This window comes from Flavobacterium sp. SLB02, assembly GCF_009664855.1.
Taxonomy (GTDB): Bacteria; Bacteroidota; Bacteroidia; order Flavobacteriales; family Flavobacteriaceae; genus Flavobacterium.
In genome coordinates this window covers 5,271,461-5,294,107 of the sequence record NZ_CP045928.1, presented here as the reverse complement: position 1 = coordinate 5,294,107, position 22,647 = coordinate 5,271,461, and the positions used below count along the sequence as shown (strand labels likewise).

18 protein-coding genes and 1 pseudogene are annotated in these 22,647 nt (G+C 34.7%); 7 read left to right on the top strand and 12 right to left on the bottom strand.

Annotation, left to right across the window (positions count from 1 at the left end; translation table 11 throughout):
* The 5 genes from GIY83_RS19980 to GIY83_RS19960 form a co-directional block, all read right to left on the bottom strand.
* Positions 1-3,061, bottom strand: a 3,061-nt coding sequence (locus GIY83_RS19980; protein ID WP_229029143.1) for a type IX secretion system membrane protein PorP/SprF, incomplete at its 3' end; no start/stop codon positions are given.
* 1 nt (position 3,062) lies between these two features.
* A complete protein-coding gene (gene sprC, locus GIY83_RS19975; protein ID WP_208683077.1) occupies positions 3,063-4,517 on the bottom strand; it encodes a gliding motility protein SprC in 1,455 nt (484 codons plus the stop codon).
* The gene (locus GIY83_RS19970) at positions 4,514-4,930 is read right to left on the bottom strand and encodes a hypothetical protein (protein WP_208683076.1); all 417 of its coding nucleotides are present in this window, start codon (positions 4,928-4,930) and stop codon (positions 4,514-4,516) included. The genes sprC and GIY83_RS19970 overlap by 4 nt, the downstream gene beginning before the upstream one ends.
* Before the next feature lie 102 nt (positions 4,931-5,032).
* Positions 5,033-6,325, bottom strand: a complete 1,293-nt coding sequence (locus GIY83_RS19965; RefSeq protein ID WP_194614976.1) for a hypothetical protein — start codon at positions 6,323-6,325, stop codon at positions 5,033-5,035.
* Between the two features lie 205 nt (positions 6,326-6,530).
* On the bottom strand, positions 6,531-6,983 hold the full coding sequence (locus GIY83_RS19960; RefSeq protein WP_173968972.1) for a hypothetical protein: 453 nt from the start codon (positions 6,981-6,983) through the stop codon (positions 6,531-6,533).
* Between the two features lie 433 nt (positions 6,984-7,416).
* Between GIY83_RS19960 and GIY83_RS19955 the strand changes: the two genes are divergently transcribed.
* The 4 genes from GIY83_RS19955 to recA all read left to right on the top strand — a co-directional run bounded on the left by GIY83_RS19955 (position 7,417) and on the right by recA (position 10,738).
* The gene (locus GIY83_RS19955) at positions 7,417-8,565 is read left to right on the top strand and encodes a DNA polymerase III subunit delta' (RefSeq protein WP_208683074.1); all 1,149 of its coding nucleotides are present in this window, start codon (positions 7,417-7,419) and stop codon (positions 8,563-8,565) included.
* A gap of 7 nt (positions 8,566-8,572) precedes the next feature.
* Positions 8,573-8,956 carry a DoxX family membrane protein gene (locus GIY83_RS19950; protein WP_194614978.1) on the top strand — a complete coding sequence of 128 codons (384 nt, stop codon included), beginning with the start codon at positions 8,573-8,575 and terminating at the stop codon, positions 8,954-8,956.
* Positions 8,957-9,051: 95 nt separating this feature from the next.
* The gene (locus GIY83_RS19945; protein WP_194614979.1) at positions 9,052-9,561 is read left to right on the top strand and encodes an acyl-CoA thioesterase; all 510 of its coding nucleotides are present in this window, start codon (positions 9,052-9,054) and stop codon (positions 9,559-9,561) included.
* 169 nt (positions 9,562-9,730) lie between these two features.
* Positions 9,731-10,738 (top strand): recombinase RecA, encoded by a 1,008-nt coding sequence (gene recA, locus GIY83_RS19940; protein ID WP_194615282.1) that lies wholly within the window; start codon positions 9,731-9,733, stop codon positions 10,736-10,738.
* A 581-nt stretch (positions 10,739-11,319) separates the two neighbouring features.
* Here the strand turns inward: recA and GIY83_RS19935 are convergent.
* On the bottom strand, positions 11,320-12,084 hold the full coding sequence (locus GIY83_RS19935; protein WP_208683073.1) for a 1-acyl-sn-glycerol-3-phosphate acyltransferase: 765 nt from the start codon (positions 12,082-12,084) through the stop codon (positions 11,320-11,322).
* Positions 12,085-12,348: 264 nt separating this feature from the next.
* On the opposite strand from GIY83_RS19935, the gene trpS reads away from it, so the two are divergent.
* Positions 12,349-13,323, top strand: a complete 975-nt coding sequence (trpS, locus tag GIY83_RS19930; RefSeq protein ID WP_194614981.1) for a tryptophan--tRNA ligase — start codon at positions 12,349-12,351, stop codon at positions 13,321-13,323.
* A gap of 79 nt (positions 13,324-13,402) precedes the next feature.
* Here the strand turns inward: trpS and GIY83_RS19925 are convergent.
* A pseudogene (locus GIY83_RS19925) lies at positions 13,403-14,502 on the bottom strand (DNA-processing protein DprA).
* 256 nt (positions 14,503-14,758) lie between these two features.
* Between GIY83_RS19925 and GIY83_RS19920 the strand changes: the two are divergent.
* Both GIY83_RS19920 and GIY83_RS19915 read left to right on the top strand, forming a co-directional pair.
* Positions 14,759-15,724: an SPOR domain-containing protein gene (locus GIY83_RS19920; protein WP_194614982.1), complete on the top strand. Its 966-nt coding sequence runs from the start codon at positions 14,759-14,761 to the stop codon at positions 15,722-15,724.
* Between the two features lie 129 nt (positions 15,725-15,853).
* Positions 15,854-16,138: a hypothetical protein gene (locus tag GIY83_RS19915; RefSeq protein ID WP_208683072.1), complete on the top strand. Its 285-nt coding sequence runs from the start codon at positions 15,854-15,856 to the stop codon at positions 16,136-16,138.
* A gap of 201 nt (positions 16,139-16,339) precedes the next feature.
* On the opposite strand, the gene GIY83_RS19910 is transcribed toward GIY83_RS19915, so the two are convergent.
* From GIY83_RS19910 to GIY83_RS19890, 5 genes are all read right to left on the bottom strand, one after another.
* Positions 16,340-17,101: a hypothetical protein gene (locus GIY83_RS19910; protein ID WP_208683070.1), complete on the bottom strand. Its 762-nt coding sequence runs from the start codon at positions 17,099-17,101 to the stop codon at positions 16,340-16,342.
* Between the two features lie 131 nt (positions 17,102-17,232).
* Positions 17,233-17,991, bottom strand: a complete 759-nt coding sequence (locus tag GIY83_RS19905) for a hypothetical protein (protein ID WP_229029142.1) — start codon at positions 17,989-17,991, stop codon at positions 17,233-17,235.
* 96 nt (positions 17,992-18,087) lie between these two features.
* Positions 18,088-20,367 (bottom strand): helix-turn-helix domain-containing protein, encoded by a 2,280-nt coding sequence (locus GIY83_RS19900; protein ID WP_208683068.1) that lies wholly within the window; start codon positions 20,365-20,367, stop codon positions 18,088-18,090.
* A gap of 100 nt (positions 20,368-20,467) precedes the next feature.
* On the bottom strand, positions 20,468-21,049 hold the full coding sequence (locus tag GIY83_RS19895; protein WP_065452018.1) for an OmpH family outer membrane protein: 582 nt from the start codon (positions 21,047-21,049) through the stop codon (positions 20,468-20,470).
* A 681-nt stretch (positions 21,050-21,730) separates the two neighbouring features.
* Positions 21,731-22,579, bottom strand: a complete 849-nt coding sequence (locus GIY83_RS19890) for a bifunctional 2-polyprenyl-6-hydroxyphenol methylase/3-demethylubiquinol 3-O-methyltransferase UbiG (RefSeq protein ID WP_194614986.1) — start codon at positions 22,577-22,579, stop codon at positions 21,731-21,733.
* Between the last annotated feature and the right edge of the window lie 68 nt (positions 22,580-22,647).

Genomic DNA, 22,647 nt, shown 5'->3' with positions numbered 1-22,647 from the left:
CGGCTTTCGCTTTAGCATCGGCAGCTAATTTAGCTTGTAGTGCTGCTGCATCAGCTTTGGCTTTAGCATCGGCAGCTAATTTTGCCTGAAGAGCTTCTGCATCGGCTTTCGCTTTAGCATCGGCAGCTAATTTAGCTTGTAGTGCTGCTGCATCAGCTTTGGCTTTAGCATCGGCAGCTAATTTTGCCTGAAGAGCTTCTGCATCGGCTTTCGCTTTAGCATCGGCAGCAAGTTTTGCTTGTAATGCTTCGGCATCAGCTTTGGCTTTAGCATCGGCAGCTAATTTTGCCTGAAGAGCTTCTGCATCGGCTTTCGCTTTAGCATCAGCAGCAAGTTTTGCTTGTAATGCTTCGGCATCGGCGTTGGCTTTAGCATCGGCAGCAAGTTTTGCTTGTAATACATCGGCTTTCGCTTTAGCATCGGCTTCTAATTTAGCTTTGGCAGCAGCTTCTGCATCAGCCTTCGCTTTCTCGTCTGCGGCTAATTTTGCCAGACGTGCCTCTTCTGCTTCTTGTAATTTTTTCGCTTCGGCATCCGCTTTCGCTTTAGCAGTTGCTTCTGCATCAGCTTTAACTCGGGCATCGGCAATTAATTTTGCCTGTAATGCCTCCATATCAGCTTTTGCTTTTGCATCAGCAGCTAATTTTGCCTGAAGCGCTTCCGCATCTGCTTTTGCTTTTGCATCCGCAGCTAGTTTTGCCTGAAGTGCTTCCGCATCTGCTTTTGCTTTTGCATCAGCAGCTAATTTTGCCTGTAATGCTTCTGCATCAACTTTGGCTTTCGCATCAGCGATTAGTTTAGCCTGTAATGCGTCTGCATCCGCTTTGGCTTTAGCATCTGAAGCTAGTTTTGCCTTTAATGCTTCTGCATCCGCTTTGGCTTTGGCATCAGCTTCTAATTTTATTTTCAATGCTTCCGCATCGGCTTTCGCTTTAGCATCGGCTTCTAATTTTGCTCTGGCAGCAGCTTCAGCATCAGCCTTCGCTTTTGCTTCTGCAGCTATTCTTGCAGCTCTTGCTTCTGCATCTGCTTTCGCTTTGGCATCGGCAGCTAATTTTTCTTTTAATGCAGCATCTTCAGCAGCTTTTGCTTTGGCATCAGCAGCTAGTTTAGCTTTGTTAGCAGCATCAATACTTGCTTTGGTTTTTACAGCAGCAGCAGCAGCAGCTTTTGCTTCAGCAGCTAATCTTGCCTGATAAGCATCTGAATCGGCTTTTGCTTTAGCATCTGCAGCTAAAATCGATTGTAAATCTGCAGCTTCAGCTTTTGCTTTGGCATCTGCTTTACGTTTAGCTTCGGCAGCATCTGCTTTTGCTTTAGCATCGGCAGCTAATTTTATTTTTAAAGCTTCGGCATCAGCCTTTGCTTTATTATCAGCTTCTAATTTTGCTTTTGCAGCCGCTTCGGCATCGGCTTTAGCTTTTGCATCTCCAGCCAGCTTAATTTTCAATGCTTCTGCATCAGCTCTCGCTTTATCAGCGGCTAATTCTGCTTGTGTTTTTTGTGGTGCAGCAGTTGTTGCAGCTTTTGATTTTGCAGCTGCTGCGGCATCGGCTTTCGCTTTATCTGCAGCCAATTTAGTTCTCAATGCTTCGGCATCAGCTTTTGCTTTATCAGCTGCTAATTGTGCCTGAGTCTTTTGAGTTGTTGTTGCGCTAGGTTTTTTTGCAATTGCTTGAGCTCTCGCAGCAGCAGCAGCATCTACTCGCGCTTTATTATCTGCAGCTAATTTTATTCTGCGTGCTTCAGCATCAGCTCTCGCTTTGTCTGCAGTTAATTGTGCTTGTGTTTTTTGTTCTGTCGCAACTGCTTTGTTTGTTGTTGCAGTTTGTGCTCTTGTTGCATCAGCTTTTGCTTTAGCATCTGCAGCTAGTTTTATTTTTAATGCTTCAGCATCAGCCTTAGCTTTATTATCGGCTTCTAGTTTTGCTTTTGCAGCAGCTTCGGCATCAGCCTTCACTTTCTCGGCCGCAGCCAATCTTACTTTAAGTGCTTCAGCATCGGCTTTAGCCTTAGCTTCGGCAGCTAGTTTTGCTGTTTCAGCACCACTTACTCTCGTTACCGGAGTAGTCGTTTTTTTAGCCATTACTGCTTTTGGTTTCGAAGGATCTATTAAAGAACCTTCTTCATCATCACCATAGTAATAGTTTTTATTTTTGAATTTATAAGCAATAGCAAATTCATGAGAACCTCCAAGATTTGTAAAATTCCCCATTCCTCTCTCGTAGTTGTATTCGATAGCAATACTTGGCGAAATATTAATTCCTAAACCTGCTGAAATTCCATACAAAGTATTGTAACCTGCCTGTGCCCAAACTCCTTGCGGAATGGCAATCATGGCAAGTCCTGAAATTATTGTTTTTTCTTGTTTGATTTCTGTTTTTACAATTCCTGAGAATTTACTTCTGTCAAAAAATCCATAACTATCAAGATAACCAGTGTACATAGCATGTAGTTCGATCGCTCTTTCCGGATCATCTTTTACGATTCCTGAACCAAAATTGTAAAGAATCAGATTGTTTACAGAAACTCCAAAATCAAGAAATGCAGTACCATAGTTGATACCAGGATTAACTGTAAGTAATGTATTTGAAGGGTAATCTAAATTTAAAAGATTTGGATCATCAGATATGATTTTTCCTTTGTTTAAACCACTTTGATATACGCCAACGTTCATACCAAAAGTCAAGTTACTGTCCTGCTCTAAAACAATGTTGTGTGCGAAGTTTCCTATTCCGCCAAAAACGGTCATTAAACCATAATTTTGCTGGAATAAGCCAAAAGCAAATGCTTCATTTTCTCTAAAGCGACCTGAATAATTGGCCAGATAAGTATTTGGTGCATCTTCAAACTGCACCCATTGTCTTTTATTATAAAAGCTTGCGTATGCATTTGTTTCGCGAACAAAACTAAATGTTGGGTTGATTAAATATCTATTAAATTTTAAAGAATTTCTGATAGGTAATGAAAACGAAACAACTCCATTCTCAGGTTTGTCCTGGGAATAGAGTGTATTTGAAAAACCGTAAAATAAAGTGATGAATAGTAAAATTTTCTTCATATTATCTTATCACAGTTATTGATCCTTTTTTCTCACCTGAGTCGCCTTTAATGACATAGTAATAAACTGGATTTACATTTTTAAAATCTATTGAAGTCTGAGGCCAATCTCCCTGATAATTGCTAACATCAAGAACCATATCGCCATTCGAACTTATAATCATAACCTTGGTATTTGCATTTTTATATTCATCCGGGATATTCCAATAAGGGCTAGCACCGCTCAAACTAATTATGTTTGGAATAACTGAAGAAGGACCTGCTTTTCCTTTGGCTTTGAAAATAAATTCTTTAGAAGATATACATCCCGAAGATTGCGAAATTCTCACTTTATAAATACCAATAGCGGCTACCAGATAACTACCTGATGTAGCTCCCGAAATAAGATTATTATTTAAATACCATTCGTAAGTTGGACTTGTAGCATCTGTTGTAACGCTAACGTTTAAAGTTTCTCCTTCTTCAAGTTGAAACTCATCAGCAACATCGATACTGGCATTAAAACTATTACTTTTAAGGTCAATTGATCCGCTTGCAACACAACCGCCAAAGTCAACTTCCACAGTATAAATACCGGAATCTGTTGCTTTAACAGTACGGGTATTACCACCAAATGCAGCACCGTCTTTTTTCCATGTATACTTATTACCACTTGTGGCTGTTAAAATTGTCCCATCAGTACTTGGACAAAAAGGATTTCCTAAACTTGAACTGATTGTAACGTCTGAACCACCACCTGCTGATGTAACAGTTACACGATTGGAGTAGGATTCAGAAGTACAGGTTCCGTAATTTGTTTCTACATAATAAACTCCCGGAGTAGTTACAGTATAACTTGCTCCTGAAGCACCAGCAACAAGAGTTGGCAGTGCAGTTGCACCATTATCTCTATACCAGTTATAGTTTAAAAATTTATATTTTAAGGGTGAATCGTTTACAGGATCAGTTGAATCTGGATCAATTGTCAGGACATAACTACCACCTGAACAAAATGCTGCATTACCACTAAAATTATTTATGGTAAACTGCCTGTCATGTGCCCTGTAATAAATTGGAAAAGAAGTTTTTAAACCAAAAGAAACAAACTTGGTACTTGAAAAACCAGCCGCAGAAACTCTAAGGCTATAAGTATCAGATCCTGGAAGATCATTAGGAACAGAAAAAAGTATTTCCTTTTGATTTACCGCAGGATCTGAAGCCGATACTGTGTTGGCAGTAATTATAGTAGTAAAATTATTGGTTGAAAGTTCAACAACAAAAACTGTCCCTGCGGGAAATCCGCTATAAGTAAATTTTGCAGTATATTGATTACCACCAGGTCCGGCACATATCCTGTCAAAATCTAAAACCTGTGGATTTATCGATTTAACCTGTGCATAAGAACTTGATCCGGTAAAAATAATCATACCAAATAATAGAAAAACGTTAAAAAAAGATAAAGTAATTTTTCGAATCATATAGTGCGTTTTCTTGCCAAATCTATATTCTCAAAAAACAAGATATCAATAAATGTTTCAGAAAAATCATATCGGTAGTTCTCAATAATATCTTTTGCAAGAAGTGAATAAGAAGCTGCCAGTGATGAATTATCTTCACATTTTAAAGTAGTCTGATCATTCGAATCAACTGCAATAGGAAGGCTATCCTTGGGGATGGATAGCCCTGCTATAAACTGATTAGAAATCTCTAATTTGCCGATATTTTTGATATCAGACTTATCGTTATTTTGGTTATGTGACGCAGTCATACTGCAAACAGTAGCAATAGAAGTTGTAGGCTTTTCCATTGAACTTTGTGCATATAGACTTAACGTAATAGGTGAAACCAAAAATATTATATTTAAAAAATATTTTTTTCTAGATTGAGCCATTATGTTTTGATCTTTATTTGGTCCGGTTTAAGACGAATACATAAATTGTGTCTGGGGACTTTATTAATAAAATTTACGCTTTGAAATAAAAATCTAAGTCTATTATCTATTGCCGCTTGAAGCTGTAATTTTTCCTAATTGTAATCTGAAATCTGGCTTTTTAGGATTAGAAATATCAATGAATGTTTCTTTGTTATCACTTTGAGAGTAAACGTTAAAGAACACACTGTTTCCATACCAGCTCTCTAAATCTTCGTTGTTAGAATTGTATTCTGTAAAGATGTTTCCGTTACATAGGTTGAAATACATTTCCTCAAATTTGATTTTTTTAAGGTTGGCGTCATTGATTTCTGTTTTGCTGTCTAATAATACTGCAGGATTAAATCCAGAGATCACACTTCTTTTCATTTCAAGAGAAGCGTTTTCAGCCACATACACAGCTTCTTTTACTAAACCTGCCTGAATATCAGCTTTAATGTTTTCACTGTCATTAAGCATTGTAATATTAGTTGCAACAACTAAAGTTTGTTTTTTAGTAAAATCTGTTTCACTTTTCTTTTCGTAAGATTTTACTTCCATGCAACGAGATCCGTCTTTAGTACTTGAGAAGTAAGAAGATCTAACTGCCAATGAGTTATAGAAACGACATTGTACACCTTGAGAAAATTTAAAATCGTCGTTGATTGATTTATAAGAAACAAATTTTGTAGCATTTATATCTCCGCCCAGGATTCCAAAAGAATCTCCTCCTGCGTAGCTTACCATAATGTTTTCAAGAACAGTTTTGCTACCAACACCAGCTAAAGTTAAACCGTTGAAAGTATCTACTCCTTTTACTTTTTTACCTGCAAATTCGATTCTCACAAATCTTAAGATTCCAGAGTTTGAAGCTGCATTATCTCCTCCGTAAGTAGTAAGAGTTGGATCAAGATCCATGTTGTAAGAACCTACGTTACCAAATTTATTAATTGGAGCATCTCCAAGAATTACAACTCCACCCCAGTCACCAGCTTTTTTCTGGCTGCGGTTTGAAGTAAATACAATTGGATCTGTCTCTAAACCATCTGCAACAAGTTGTGCACCTTTTGTAACTACCAATGTTCCTTTTGTTTCGAAATCACCAATAATCAAAGTTCCTGGTTCAATCGTTAAAACAGCATTATTTGTTACATAAACATTGCCTTGCAAAACATAAATATTCCTCTTCAGCAATTTTGTATTAACAGAAATGTTTCCTGCTAAAATTTGATTTGCTTCTCCATATTCTACTTTGTGAGGCTTAAATTCGGTCCAGTTGTTCAACCAATTGTTGTAGCCCATAATTCCTTTTTCTTGTTGAGCACTCATACTAGTAACTGTCAAAAGAACGCAGATCATTTGAGTAATTTTTTTCATGATAAGGGGGTATTACGGTTAATAATAAATTTGGGTATGCGGTATGCGTATGCGTAAATGATAAAAACTCATCCCGAGTTTTCTGATAGTAGTCAGAACACATCGAGAACGAGTTGTTTTTTATTTCTTTTTTCAAAATGGCGCAAAAAATTTAACTCATCTACGCAAACACTTCAAAAAAGGTTTTAAAAAATAGTATATAATATTACATTTCGTTCAATTCGTTGAACTCGTGTAAAGATTTCAATGTGCTTTCGTAAAATAAAATTGCTGCAATAAGGTTTCCTTTATCAGAATACGGCATCATTTTTCTTTGAAATTCTACTGTTGTATCTAAAAAAGTAGTTGTACCAACAGCCTGAGCATCTAAAACCTTTTTGTGTTCGTTATCGTCCGGAATACCTAAGTCTGCCATTGTAACACCCGGTTTTGTAACCAAAGCAATGTAAGGGAGAGTTTTTACTAAAACTTTAATACGCTCAATGTATAGTTCCAAAAGTTCTCCTTTTTGCATACCGCTCAATTCTTTTTGATCATGGTATTTGCGAATAAGAGCTGTTGTACTAATTATACTTCTTGGAGCATTTTTAGCCTGGGCTGAAATAGCACCAGTTGTCATTAAAAAAAGTGTACTAAATAAAATAATTTTCCCTTTCATAGATTCTTATTATAATGGGTTGTTGATGCAAACAAAAATATGTAAATTAACTTAAATTGCAACTTTATTGATTTCTTTTTTCAAAAAAAAACCTTAAAAAAACCTTAAAAATCAGCCTTATGTCGGGAAAATGTGCGTTTTAACGGGCTTTTTGTTAAATTTGTTAAAATTAAAACCGTAAGATATTACACATAAAAAAAACAAAATCACTTAAAATTATAACCAAAAAAACCTTACGTTTAGCATTTTTCCTAAAAAACTATTAACAAAAAAGCACTGATATCTACTCGATTTATCCTCGTTATTAACAAAAGTTCGTTAACAAACTTCAAAAAATTATGCGAAAAAGTTTTTATACAACATAAATAAAAAGCAGGACAGAAAGTTTTGAACGAAAATTTTTGACTACATCATTTTCTTCTATCTTTGCTTCATGCAATTTTCTCAAATTTTAGGTCAAGATTACATCAAAAGTCACTTGATAAAAAGTGCAGCTTCCGGAAGAATTCCGCACGCACAATTATTCATTGGGCCAGAAGGAAGCGGCACACTATCAACGGCCATCGCTTATGCGCAATATATTTTGTGCAGTAATACAGGAAACGAAAATTCAAACGGAAATGATTCCTGCAATTTGAAGTTTCAAAACATTTCGCATCCCGATTTGCATTTTATTTATCCAACGGTCACTACCGAAGATGTTAAAACCAAACCAAAAAGCTTAGACTTTATTCAGGATTGGCGCACTTTTATTCAGGAAATGCCTTATGGAGGTTTATTTGACTGGTATAAAATTTTGGGCGTTCAGAATAAACAAGGAGAAATACGTGTTGAAGATGCAACAGAGGTTTTAAAATCACTTTCGTTAAAATCCTACGAAGGCGGTTATAAGATCATGATTATTTGGATGGCTGATAAAATGAATATCGCTGCATCTAATAAGCTTTTAAAACTATTGGAAGAACCTTCGGATAAAACTATTTTTATTCTGATTTCTGAAAACGAAGAAGATATTATTCAAACTATACGCTCTCGCTGTCAGGTAATTCACTTTAACGGATTACCCGAAAAAGTGATTGCCGAAGCTTTAATTTCAAAAGAAAATATCGACGAAAAAACAGCTTTTAAAATTGCGCACCAGGCACAAGGAAATTTCAGCAAAGCTTTACATCTTTTAAAACAAGATGATTCAGAATATCCTTTTGAGCAATGGTTTGTCAACTGGGTCCGTGCCGCTTTTAGGGCAAAAGGAAATGCAGCCACCATTCAGGATTTAATATCCTGGAGCGAAGAAATTGCAGCTCTTGGACGTGAAAGCCAGAAAAAATTCATTCAGTTTTGTATCGAAATGTTTCGTCAGGCACTTTTGCTTAATTATCAGGCTCCAACTTTGGTTTATATTGAACCAAAAGTCGATAAATTCAAATTAGAAAATTTTGCCCCATTTGTAAACGGAAATAACATTCATGAAATTTTCAAAGAACTTTCAGATGCTATGTACCACATTGAAAGAAATGGAAATGCAAAAATAATTTTAACTGATTTATCTATAAAACTGACTCGTTTAATTCATAAAAAATAGTTTTCAAATGAATAATGTTGCCTCCATTTTACTATTAGCTTTTTTAGCCTTAACCTTCTTACAATCAGGATATGAAAAAATATTTTATTGGAAAGATAATGTCGAATGGCTCAAAGGACACTTTGCCAAAACACCATTAAAAAACCAAGTGCCTCTGGCTTTGCTTCATCTTTTAATTCTTGAATTAATTTCCGGAATTTTATGTGTAGTTGGTGCCATACAATTGTTAACAAATAGTGGTCGCGAATTTGGTTTTTATGGCGCAATATTTTCCTGTATTTGTTTGTTAATGATGCTTTTTGGGCAAAGATTAGCCAAAGATTATGACGGTGCGAGAACCATTGTAATTTATTTTATTCCGGCCGTAATGGCTGTATATTGGTTGAATTAAAATGTGCAACAGAATCCCGATAACTATCGGGAGTGTCAAAAAAATAAATTTGTTCGCTTTATCCGGACAGTAAATAAAAATTTTATATTAAAAAAATGAATCCCAAACACCCTTCAGAATCCTTAACTATATTAACCGATTTAGTTTTACCGAGCGAAACAAATCCTTTAAATAACCTTTTTGGAGGTGAACTATTGGCCCGTATGGATCGTGCAGCAAGTATTGCAGCCCGCAGACATTCACGCCGCATTGTAGTAACGGCATCAGTAAATCACGTTGCTTTCAACAGGGCTATTCCCCTTGGAGCCGTAGTGACAATAGAAGCAAAAGTTTCCAGATCTTTTAAAAGTTCTATGGAAGTTTTTATAGATGTTTGGGTAGAAGACCGTGAATCCGGAAGCAGAACCAAAGCCAACGAAGCCATTTATACTTTTGTTGCAGTGGATGATAGCGGAAGACCTGTTGAAGTTCCGCCAATTGCACCCCAAACTGAGCTTGAAATACAACGTTTTGATGCTGCTTTGCGTCGTAAACAATTGAGTTTACTATTGGCCGGGAAAATAAAACCTTCTGAAGCTACAGAATTAAAGGCTTTATTTTTATAGTGAAATTTGTGACAATTTGGAACAATTTGAGAGAATCAAACTTCAAAAAAAAGAACTAATTTTACAAAATACAAGCCTGATACAAATCTAAATCAGTAAGTTATCATTTCTGGTTTGTTTTTGAGAATGAATTATAAAAATTTACATGAAAGAAAAAGAAAAAAAAGAGATGAGTTCAGAGAAAGAAGCCAAATTAAAAGCGCTACAACTTACGCTTGACAAATTAGATAAAACATACGGAAAAGGAACCGTAATGAAAATGGGCGATAAAGCCATTGTAGAGGTTGAAACTATTTCTTCAGGTTCTCTTGGTGTTGATTTAGCTCTTGGAGTTAATGGTTACCCTAGAGGAAGAATTATAGAAATTTACGGTCCGGAATCTTCTGGAAAGACCACTTTAACGTTACATGCAATTGCTGAAGCTCAAAAAGCCGGCGGAATTGCTGCTTTTATAGATGCTGAACATGCTTTTGATAGAAATTATGCTGAGAAATTAGGCGTAGATATCGAAAACCTGATCATATCTCAACCAGACAACGGGGAGCAAGCTTTAGAAATTGCTGAGAACTTAATTCGCTCAGGCGCAATTGATATTGTGGTAATTGACTCTGTTGCTGCATTGACTCCAAAAAGTGAAATCGAAGGTGAAATGGGAGATTCTAAAATGGGTCTTCACGCACGTTTGATGTCTCAGGCTTTAAGAAAATTGACAGGAACAATCAGCAAAACAAATTGTACTGTTTTCTTCATCAACCAGTTGAGAGAGAAAATTGGTGTTATGTTTGGTAACCCTGAAACTACAACGGGTGGTAACGCCTTAAAATTCTACGCTTCAGTTCGTTTGGATATTCGTCGTTCATCTCAAATTAAAGATGGTGAGAATGTTATAGGAAACAGAACTAAAGTAAAAATTGTAAAAAACAAAGTTGCACCACCTTTTAAAACTGCCGAATTTGACATTATGTACGGAGAAGGAGTTTCTAAAACTGGTGAAATTCTTGACTTAGCGGTTGAATTTGAGATCGTTAAAAAAGCAGGATCATGGTTTAGCTACGGAGATACAAAATTAGGACAAGGTCGTGATGCTGTAAAATCTTTAATCAAAGATAATCCGGAATTAGCAGATGAATTAGAAGTAAAAATTAAAGCCCATATTAAAGATTTAGCAAGCGCTTAATTTCTATAAAGCTTTAATAAATAATACTTTATACCAACCCGACAGGTTTTTAAAATCTGTCGGTTTTTTTATTTTCAAAAAAAGTATAAAAACTGCGCAACCATTTTAAGATAAGTTCATCTAGTAAACAGACATAAGATTTGATTGGTATTAGGCCATAATACCCAATTCAAACTTTTTTCAGAATAAATTTGGTTGTTTGTTCGATAAAATCCGTTAGTTTTCAATACTAGCGGGTTTTTTATTAGATTTTTTAAGAAGTTTCAGGTTTTCACGCAACCTTTTTTATTTTTTGCTTTCTATACTATTATGACGTTAACTTGAGTTTAAAGCAAACTCTTTATTATCAATTCTTAATATTTTTAACCATGAAAGAGAAAATAGAAGTGTTGTACAGTAAAAACCGCAAAAAAACCAAATTGAAATTTAAAAAAGTATTGCGTTTTATTTCAGAGAAAATAATTCATCGATAGTATTTTTTGATATAAAATGGGGATTTTAATTCAAAAGAAAACCCGGCAACTTTAACGAGCTGTCGGGTTTTTATTTAAATCTATAATCTATTCTCTCTACTCTTTTTTCTATTCTCTTTCCTCTTTATTCTTTTCTTTCTTAAACTGAAGTAAACCTTTATAAATCAATTGTCTTACTTCGTCACGAAGTGCTTTCCTATTTTCACTTGTCAATTCTTTTGTTTCTACGAAAGGCAGAATTTTCACTCTCATTTTACCCGGACTTCCGCTTAAAAAAGTATAGGAGAATCGTTCTTTGTTATCAGCAAAAACAATAGGAACAATGGGAATTTGATGTTCAATGGCTAAACGAAAAGCACCGTCTTTAAACTCATCCAGCAAAATACTTTCGTCGTCAGGAACTCCGCCTTCCGGAAAAATACAAATACTAAGTCCCTGACTAAGCCTGTCTTGAGCTCTTTTAAAAACTTCATTTTTACTTTTCGAAGAGTTTCTGTCTACCAGAATACAAGTTCGTTTATAGAAAAACCCAAACAAAGGAATTTTCGAAAGTTCTTTTTTCCCAACAAATACAAAAGGATTACGCACCACAGCCAGCATCAGCATAATATCCGTCATCGAAGTATGATTGGCTACGATCATATAGCTGGTATCTTTAACTAGTTTCTGCTCGCGCTTCACCGTATAATAAAAACCCATGCCAAAAAGGATGAATTTAGCCCAAATGCGGGCCATTTTAAAGAAATAGGGGTATCCCCTTTCTGATATAATAGAAATAAGCAAAAACGGCAGCATAATCAATATCGGAATGGCCATCAAAATGTAAAACCAAATGCGCCACAAAACCCAAAAAACAACTTTAATTCCTTTCATAGTTTCAAATGTAATAAAACAGAAATGAATTATACAAAAAGAATTTCTAGTGTAGCTATTATGCGGTACGTTTTTTTACCGCAAAGTTCACAAAGTTTTTTCGCAAAGAACGCTAACATATTTCTCGCAAAGTAGCTAAGCCGCAAAGAAAATAAACTTTGCGGCTTAGCGACTTTACGAGATTAAAATAAAACAGCGTGGTAAAATTTATGTATTTTGCAGTAAAAAAACGAACTTTGCGTTTAGTAATAAGAAAAAACTAGAATGGCAAAAATACTTACTGGTGTTCAGAGTACTGGAACGCCACACTTAGGCAATTTATTGGGAGCAATTATTCCAGCGATCGAATTATCAAACAATCCCGGAAACGAATCTTTTTTGTTTATCGCTGATTTACATTCGATTACACAGATTAAAGACGGCAAAACATTGCGCGAAAACACTTTTAGTGTCGCTGCTGCATGGCTTGCTTTTGGATTAGATATTGATCGTGTTACATTTTACAGACAATCTGATGTAACCCAAACTACTGAATTGACCTGGTATTTAAGTTGCTTTTTTCCATTTCAAAGACTGACTTTAGCGCATTCTTTCAAAGACAAAGCAGATCGTTTAGATGATGTAAACGCTGGTTTGTTCTCTTATCCGATGTTAATGGCAGCTGATATATTACTTTATGATGCTGAATTTGTGCCCGTTGGAAAAGACCAGTTGCAGCACTTAGAAATTACTCGTGATGTCGCTTCTCGTTTTAATCACCAAATGGGCGAAACATTTGTAATTCCTGAAGCTAAAATTCAGGAAGACAGCAAATTGATTCCCGGAACAAATGGTGGAAAAATGAGTAAGTCTGCCAATAATATTATCAATATTTTCCTGGATGACAAAACATTGCGCAAGCAGGTTATGAGCATCGAAACAGATAGCACACCACTTGAAGATCCTAAAAATCCGGATACTTGTAATGCATTTGCAATTTATTCATTGCTAGCAACCGAAGCTCAAATCGCCGAAATGAGAGCGAATTATTTGGGTGGAAATTACGGATACGGTCACGCTAAACAAGCTTTGTTTGAACTGATTACAGAAAAATTCAAAACCGAAAGAGAAAAATACAATTACTATATCAACAATCTTGACGAAGTTGATGCTTTATTGAAAAAAGGAGCCGGAAAAGCTTCTGTTATTGCTGATGGTGTTTTAGCCAAAGTTCGTGAAGTACTTGGTTTTGGTAAATAAATTATTCTGCCACGAATTACCCTAATTTTCACGAAATTAATTCGTGTTGATTGCTATAATTCGTGGCAAATTTTACTTTTTAAATCGCCTCAAATAATTTCCCTGGCAAAGACCGAATTACCCCTTTAAGCTCCATATTCAAAAGTAATCCCGAGATTTTATAGATTGGAAAATTGCATTGTAACGCGATCATATCCAGTAACTCTTTTCCGTTTTTAAGCAAAAAATCATATATTTTTTGTTCATCAGCTTCAAGTTCTACAAACAATTGTTTCTGGATCGTTTTTCCTTTATTTTCTATATCCCAATTTAAAATATAAATCAAATCAGCAGCGCTTGTTGGTACGTTTGCTTTTTGAGTTTTAATAAGATCATACAACCCTGACTATATTAGTCTGTAACCCGGCCAGGAACGGCAAAACATCACGATTATAATCATTGGCAAGGTTTGCGGTAATAAGCCAACCTCCTCTATCTGCTGATTCTATCACAATTGTAGCTTCGGTCATACCGGCAACAATCCTGTTTCCGCGTCCAAAATTCTCTTTATCCGGATTTGCAGTACTACAAAACTCAGTAATGAATCCCCCATTTTGTTCTATTGCAGCCACATATTTCTTGTGCGTTTTTGGATAAATTTGGTTTAAACCATGTGCCAAAACTCCAATAGTCTGCAAATTATAATCCATTGCCAATTGGTGCGCCACGATATCAGCTCCATATGCAAAACCACTTACAATAACAGGATCCAGCGGTGCTAAATCTTTGATTAACTTTTTACAAAACTCAATTCCGTAGGAGGTTATCTGGCGTGTTCTCACAATACTTATTATTTTCTTGCTTTTTAAATTTATATTTTCAGCAGAAAAAATTAAAACCGGAGAATCGAAACAATGTTTCAGGCGTTCCGGATAATTTTCGTCCTGAAAAAAAAGAGACATTTATGTGGTTTGCATTAATAAATTTAAGTTCGCGATTGGCTTTTTCGAAAATCGATTTGTCTTTCAAATTATTTAGTAAAACAGGGCCAACTCCATCAATAGCAGCAATTTGATTTGTTTTTGTTTAAAAAATTGCTTCGGCATTTCCGCAATGAGCGAGTAATTTTTTAGCCATTATATCTCCTACTCCTTCAACTTTTAATAAGGCTAATAAATAAAATAAATCTTGATCTGACATGAATTGAATACGGTTAAATGGCGGCGAAAAATATCTTGATGAAACAATTCTTAAATTAATTTTAAGAATGCCAAAGATATAAATTAGAAGTAAATTCTTTCAAAAAATATAAAATTATATTTATTCCAACACTTTCCAAAAAAGAAGAATTAAACACAACTAATTGAAGATTAATTGTCTATAAAATTATTCGAATTGTTAATAAAAATTGTGAATAAAATTTTGATAACTATATTCGTTGCATAACTTTGTTACTATGAAAATCGAAAACTATATAGCACAGTTATTGTATCGTTATCAGTGTGTAACGGTTCCAGGGTTTGGAGCATTTTTAACCGAAATTCACTCGGCGCAGCTGAATGAAAGCACAAATTCGTTTTTTCCTCCTAAAAAATCGATCTCATTTAATAGCCACTTGAAAAACAATGACGGGCTATTGGCAAATCATATCGCTCATGCTGAAAAAACATCTTATGGTTTTGCAGTGAGTGCTATTGCTTTTGAAGTGGTAAGCTGGAAAAAAACTTTAGAAGAGAATGGTGTTATCAGCCTAAAAAATATAGGTGAAATTCGTCTAAATTCTGAGAAAAATATAATTTTTACACCAAACGATCAAACCAATTATTTGGCAAGTTCTTTTGGACTAAGTCCATTTGTTTCTCCAATTGTAAAAAAGGAAAACTTCGAGAAAAAGATCAAAGAAATCGAAGAAAGAGAACCAGTTGCCTTATATGAAAATGACGAGGAAAGATCATCAAATTCATTCCTGAAATATGCTGCAATTCTTGTCTTAGGACTAGGAATTACGGGAAGTATTGGATATCCTTTGTACCAAAATCAAATCGCTACCAAAACACTTATTGTAGAAAGTGCTGTTCAGAAAAAAGTACAAAACAAAATACAGGAAGCTACATTTTTTATCCAAAGTCCATTGCCTGCTGTAACACTTTCTGTTGATTCTGCAAAAGTAGAAGTTGCTGCAGAAAAAGCAATGTCATACCACATTATGGCTGGTGCTTACAGAAGTGAACAAAATGCAAGAAAAGCTTATAACCAATTGATCAAAGACGGTTTTAAAGCCCGAATGCTGGGAGAAAACAAACACGGTTTATTTCCGGTTTTATACGGAAGTTATGCTACAATGGCCGAAGCCGAAAAAGCACAAAAAGAAATACAAAAAGGTGAAAATCCAGATGCCTGGATTCTTGTCGAAACACTATAATAAAAAATCCTATCGGCCGCGGCGGATAGGATTTTTTTTGTCTTATTTTATCTTTAAAAAACCTTATCAGGCCTGACTTCAAAAGGCACAATCCTATTTTTGTTCTTAACTTTTAAAGAACAAAATACAATGAAAAACACGCTAAAATTACTTTTTGCATTTTTGTTTATTCTGAATTCTAATTCATTTTATGCTCAGAAAATAACCACAACTGAAAAATCTCAGAAAATTGCACAGAAAAAATTAGATAAAGAAGCGCAAAAATCTACAGAAGATTATCGAAAAAAGCTGGACAACGATCAATCGCAATTAAAAAAAGAACAAAAGAAGCTGGAAAGGCATCAAAAAGACCTTAAAAACGCTGAGAAAGATCTTGAATCAACAAACAAAAAAAATCAACAAATTAGAGTCTAACAAACAGAAACTCGAATCGAAAATAAACTCAAGTTCTGTTTCTGAAGAAGATCTTCAAAAACAACAAATAAAGTTGAAAGATCATGATCTTGATATTCAAAAACTTAAATTAAAAAAAATAGAACAACAGAAAAAACTTGAAAAAGTAAAAGCTGAATATTAAAACAAAAATCCTACTTGTCGCAAGTAGGATTTTTTTGTTTAACGTGAAACAATTCTAGCATCCTGAGAAAGAGTAACTTTATTGCCCTTATAAATTCGTAATCTCGCCGGAGGCGAATTTTTTTCGCCTAAAACGATGATAGCACACTCATAAATAAAACCGTCTTTTTTAAATTCATACTGATGATTTCCACCAATTCCTTCTACAACAAATTCTCCGCCATTAATCACTAAATCAGGTTTCTGAGTCATTTCTTTTTTGATTGACCACGAAGCATAACGGTAATTATTATTGCCTAAATTATCAATCCTGATTTTAAATTCAGCCGTCTCCAAAATACAAATTGGTGTCTGAAAGAAAGCAATACTGGGATCAAGCATCTTTTTCTGCGAAGCAATAAGTTTATTTCTAAGTTCGGTTTCTGCCTTTGATTGATAATTTACTGCCGTTAAACGTCCGTCGATATCCAGCCAGATACTGCCGTGATTTAACATAACTCCACGTAAACCCATATCATTCCAGCCTTTAGCTGGAGTCGATTTTATAATTTCATTTTTCAATGTTGCATCAAAAATTTCAGCATATCGCTTTATAAAATCGGTTTTATTGGCAACATCTGGTATTGGATAATCCCGCTTGAGCGGATAAACAACCCAATCGCCAAGAGCTTCTTTGTTGTCGCTTTTTACATTATCAATGAACTTTTTGACAAATTTCTGATACTCCATTTTTGATTCCTGGGCAACAGCAAAACTGCTGCAAAAAATCAATGCTATTAAAAACACCTTTCTTATTTTCATATTAAAACATTTTTAATTTGTTATTAATCTGGTAATTACAATCAAATATAAATAATTTATATTCGCTTTGAGCAAAGTCAAATGCATCTGAAACAAAAAATCCTACCCGCCGCAACGAATAGGATTTTTGTTTAACGTGGAACAATTTTAGCGTCCTGATTGAGAATTTCTTTTCCGTTTTGATAGATGGTTAAATTAGCTGGTGCTGAATCTTTTGTACCCAAAACTGTAATGTAACACTGGTAAAGAAAATTTCCTTTTTTGAAATCGTAATGATTATTTCCTCCAGTACCATCCCGAAACCATTTCCCGTTGGTGATAGTTAAATCTGGTTTTTCGCTCATGGATTGCTTTATTGACCATGAAGCATATCTATAATTATCATTTCCCAAATCATCAATTCGGACTCTAAATTTAGAGGTTTCTAAAATTACTTCCGGCGCTGTAAACTTTGCAATCGATGGGTGAAGTTTGTTTTTTTCAGAAGCTATCAACTTGTTTTTAAGATCATTTTCAGCTTTTGACTGATAACTTATAGAGAAAACTTTTCCGTTAGTATCCATCCATAAAGTTCCCTGATTTAGCATTATGCCACGCCAGCCCACTTCTGACCAGTCTTTTGCTGCATTCGATTTTGAAATTTCAGCTTTTAGTTTAGCATCAAAAATTTCATCATATCTTTTTACAAACTCTATTTTATTCTTGATAGACGGAATTGGATTGTCTCTTTTTAAAGGATATTTAATAGCCTCGGCAACAGCCTCTTTCCTATCATTTTTTACATTATCAATAAATTTTTTGACAAACTTTTGATATTCGGGTTTCAAGTCCTGCCCTGACATATTCTGAACCGTAATGCCTATTAAGAGGATGTATAGTAACTTTTTCATAATTTCTATTTTACATAATGTTTTTATAGTTGATTCTGAAATTTCATTAGAATCTTCAAAATCAAAATCTGAAATTCTAAGTTACAAAATCTGAAATCAATTGATACTGGCTTTGAACATTTTAAGTTCATCCCAGGTAAATTCATCTCCATATTTTTCCTTTAGAGGACTTAGGGATTCTTCCTGGTAAAACTCAAAAGCTTCACGCAAAGCCAGGATTTTATCATACGGTAAAACATCTGAGATCTCGACTTTTTTGGCCTGAATTAGTTTAACCAAATGCGTTTCTACTGTTTGAACGGTCAGTTTTCTCATTCGCGCAATATCTTCAATTGAATTTTTCTCCAGCCACAGATCATGGGTTTCTTCGATGGTTGTTCTCTTTTCGCCCTTTGGTGTGCTTTTATCTAATTTACGTGCCGTATAACGCACCACAGGTTCTTCAGATTTAAAAATATCAGTATTCGACATATTAAAATCCTCGCGAATCTTTGCAACCTTGTCTAATTTGTAGTTTTTAATCGCTGTAGAAGACAATTTCTCTTTACAGATGGTTTGGCCTGCAACGACAATTTCTATTAGCAATTTGGCCTTCATTAAGCGCAAAACGGCTTTGGTTTGCAAATCATCCAAAAAAGCAAGCTCTTCGTAGAACTCTTTTACTTTTTTAAATTTCTGGATTTCGGCCATTTTATTCAAAAGATCCGTCACAAGCTTGTCCATTGGTTTAAAGAAATAATCATAAGCTGCCACTACCCTTTCCTGTACAAAAAACAAATCGACCGTTTCTTTATTGAAAATTTTATTAAGCTGATGCACAAATTTCTGCGAAGGATCAATAAGCGAATCAATCGTTTCTAAGCGTTTATGCGCCCAAACAGAATGTTTTGGTTTTTCTGATGCAACTGCATTTTCATTATAACTAAAACGATGATTACGCCATTCCTGAGCCAAATCAGCCCAATTAAAACTGTTAATCAAATAGTTATGAATAAAATTTTTTGTTTCAAAGTGCAATGAATGTTTTAAAACTTCTTCTGTCGCCTTGTTTAAAGCATAATCCATAACATCCTGATCGTTAGAAATGCCATTCATTTGTAGCGGAGACAGCAAAATAAGTCCATTTAAGGACGTTAAACGCGATAATGCTACATATGCCTGTCCGGGCAAAAAAACTTGCGATACGTCGAGCGCAGCTTTCTCGAAAGTTAAACCCTGGCTTTTATGAACCGTTATGGCCCACGCCAGCTTAAGCGGATAATGCGCAAACGTGCCCAAAACTTCTTCTTCAACTTCTTTGGTGAGATCGTTTACTTTGTATCGAATGTTTTTCCATTCGTACTTCTCCACTTCGATGGTTTTATCTTCTTCAGGAAAATGAATGAATATTTCTTCTGCCGAAAGTGATTTTACAACGCCCATTTTCCCGTTGAAATAACGCTTTTCAAAAGACAAATCATTTTTAACAAACATAACCTGAGCGCCCACTTTGAGTTTCAGATTTTCTTCGACCGGAAAAATTTTCTCCGGAAAATCGCCGACAATAAAGGGCTGATAAGCGAATTCGTTTCCGGCTAGATCACCTATTGCCTGTTCGTTAATCGAATCTGCTTTAGCATTATGCGTAGTAAGTGTGATATAACCCGGATTGTTTTTTAAATCAAAATCAGGTTTGACATATTCGTTTAAAACCTGAATATCCTGAGGCGTGATCTGATTGTTTCGAAGGTTATTCAAAACGGATATAAAAGCATCATCAGACTGACGATAAATCTTTGATAATTCGATATATAATGGTGGAAACTGCTGAATTACATGCGAATGAAAAAAGAATTTTCCCTTGTAATAATTGCGTAAAGTTCGCCACTCTTCGTCCCTGATTACGGGTGGTAATTGCAATAAATCACCAATAAAAAGCACCTGTACTCCACCAAAAGGTCGTGAAATTTTACGCACAGTCTGCATCATAAAATCGATAGCATCCAGCAAATCAGCACGAAGCATACTGACTTCATCAATAATCAAAAGTTCCATGTTTTTGATCACATTACGCTTGACATTGCTCATTTTAAAATGTCGGCGCAAGGTCTCTTTATTCTCGAATTTCACCGTTTCAGTAAACTGAGAAGCCTCTTCGTAAGACGGAATAAAGGCAGAAAATGGCAATTGAAACATGGAGTGAATCGTAACTCCGCCTGCATTTAGTGCCGCAATTCCGGTTGGCGCTACCACTACCGTATTTTTGTGCGTTGTGGCAATGATCTCGCGTAAAAGCGTGGTTTTTCCTGTCCCTGCTTTACCAGTCAGGAAGATCGATTTTTGCGTTTGATTGATGAATTGTAAGGTGTAAGCAGCTGCTTCTGTAACGTTTTGCATTGGGCGTATATTGAAAAACTAAAAGTATCGCATTTTTATAAAAGAAAAAACCTAAATCTTGACAGATTTAGGTTTTTAAATTTAGTTAGTTAGTTTGGTATTATTTTTTAGCAGCTTCTCCTTCTTTTACTGCCGGTTTTTCTTCTGATTTTGGGCTTGATTTATACTTATCATTCAGAGCTTTAATGATATCTTTTGTAATATCATATTTCTCTTCAGCGTATAAAATCGAAGCAGCATCACCAGTACCGTAGATATAAGAATAACCGTTTTTCTTACCGTAATCTTTGATGAATTTTTTAACTCCACTTACTAGAGAATCCATTTCAACACCACTTTCCTGTTGCAATTGTTGAGACAAAGCTTGTTGAGCATAACCCAATTGTTGTTCTCTTTTTTGCAATTCAGCACCTCTTTGTTGAGCCCAAGCCTGACCGTTTGCTTGTGCCTGACTTTGAAAATTAGCAGCGTCTTGTTTAAAACGTGTAATCTCGGCTTGTAGTTGTCTTCCTTTTTCTTCAGCTTGCCCTTTGTATTTTGCTTCAAGGTCTTTTGCTTCAGTGTACTCTTTCATTAAAATTGAAGTATCTACGTAAGCTGTTTTTACTTCCTTTACTTCTGCAGTTTTAGTACATGAAACGGCGAAAATTGAAAGTGCGATAATTACTAATGCTTTTTTCATTTTTTGAATTTCTAATTTTTTAATGTATTGAAGACAAAAATATAAAAAAATAAATAGCATCAACATAAAGTTTAAAAAATGCTAGAATTTTATGATATTGTTTTTCTTTATGGAAAGAAAAATGTCAATAATTCAACGCTATTAAAAACGGCTTTCATAGCTTTTATTACAAACACTTTCTCAAAAAAGAAACAATTACCTTCACTTGACCTAAAAAGATGCCAAAAACATGCTATTTTAGGTTTTAGTCGTTTTTTTAATCTTAAAAGAAACTTGTATGCCTATTTTCCTAATTGATGTTTTTAAAACTCAAAACGGCAGAAAAATGTCAAAAAAATCATTTTGTCTTTTGAAATTTTAAAAAACAAAAATTAGAGTAACAACATTTTTAAAAACACTGTATTTTCAAAAATATAGAATTCAATTTTCGAAAAAATCAAAATTCATAACAATTTTTATCTTCACGATTTCAAAACTTAAAATCAGAAAAATTCAGCCTTAAAATTTCAAAAAAATAGCATTTTTCATGGTATTGTTTTTATTTATGGAAGCTTCCTAAAGCATAAAAAACCACTATCAAAAGTGGCTTTCATAGCTTTTATTAGAAAGACGATCTCAAAAAAGACATAATTACTCCTCACTTACAATAAAAAAACGCCAGAAATACGCTTAAATTGCGTTTTACTTGTTTTTTAAGACATAAATGTGCGATGAATACTCTTTTGTACTGCCCGCTTTTAAATTTGATTTTAAACCAACGAAAAAAGCACTGATGTAATTCATTTTTCCGGTTTTGTATTTTTCAGATAATAAACTCACATAAAAAGAATCAAATTTCATTGGAAGCACTTTTTCTAACTTCATGTCTACTTTTTCAAAAAGCGAGTGAATGGCTTTTTTCGAGAAATGCCAAAAGTGAATTGGCACATCATAAGCTGCCCAAAAAGTTTTGTAATGTTGCGCGTCGTAAGATTTAAAATTTGGAACCGCAACAATTAATGTTCCAGTTGGTTTTAATAAACGCTTCAATTCCTCGATTTGTAATTCTAAATTAGGAACATGTTCCAAAACGTGCCACATTGTAATCACGTCAAAAGAATTATTTTCAAGATCGCTAATTTCGTTCACAAAAGAAATTCCTTTTTGGATCGCAATATTTTTTGCCCTGTCGCTTGGTTCTACTCCAACAGTTTCCCAACCATCATTTTTTGCCGTTAATAAAAAATCTCCCGTTCCGGCACCAATATCCAAAATTCTTCCTTTTTGAGATTGTTCGTCATTGATCAAATTCAGTTTATTTTTTAAAGCAATATTTTTTACAAAGTGATATGCTTTTTCAAATAACGAACGTTTGTTATCCGTGTGCGAAATATAATCTTCGCTTTCGTAATATTTTCCAAGATTTTCTAAATCGGGTTGCGGAGATGTAATTAACATATCTAAATTTTCATCATGATACAATTCGAAAATTTCTTTAGATACAGAATGGTCTTTTACAGTAAGAAAATGTTTTTTGTTTAAAACGTCCATTTTTTAAATTATAGGTATTTGGTTTAATTTCATAGCAAACCCTAAAACCAGAAATTCTGTTTTTAGGG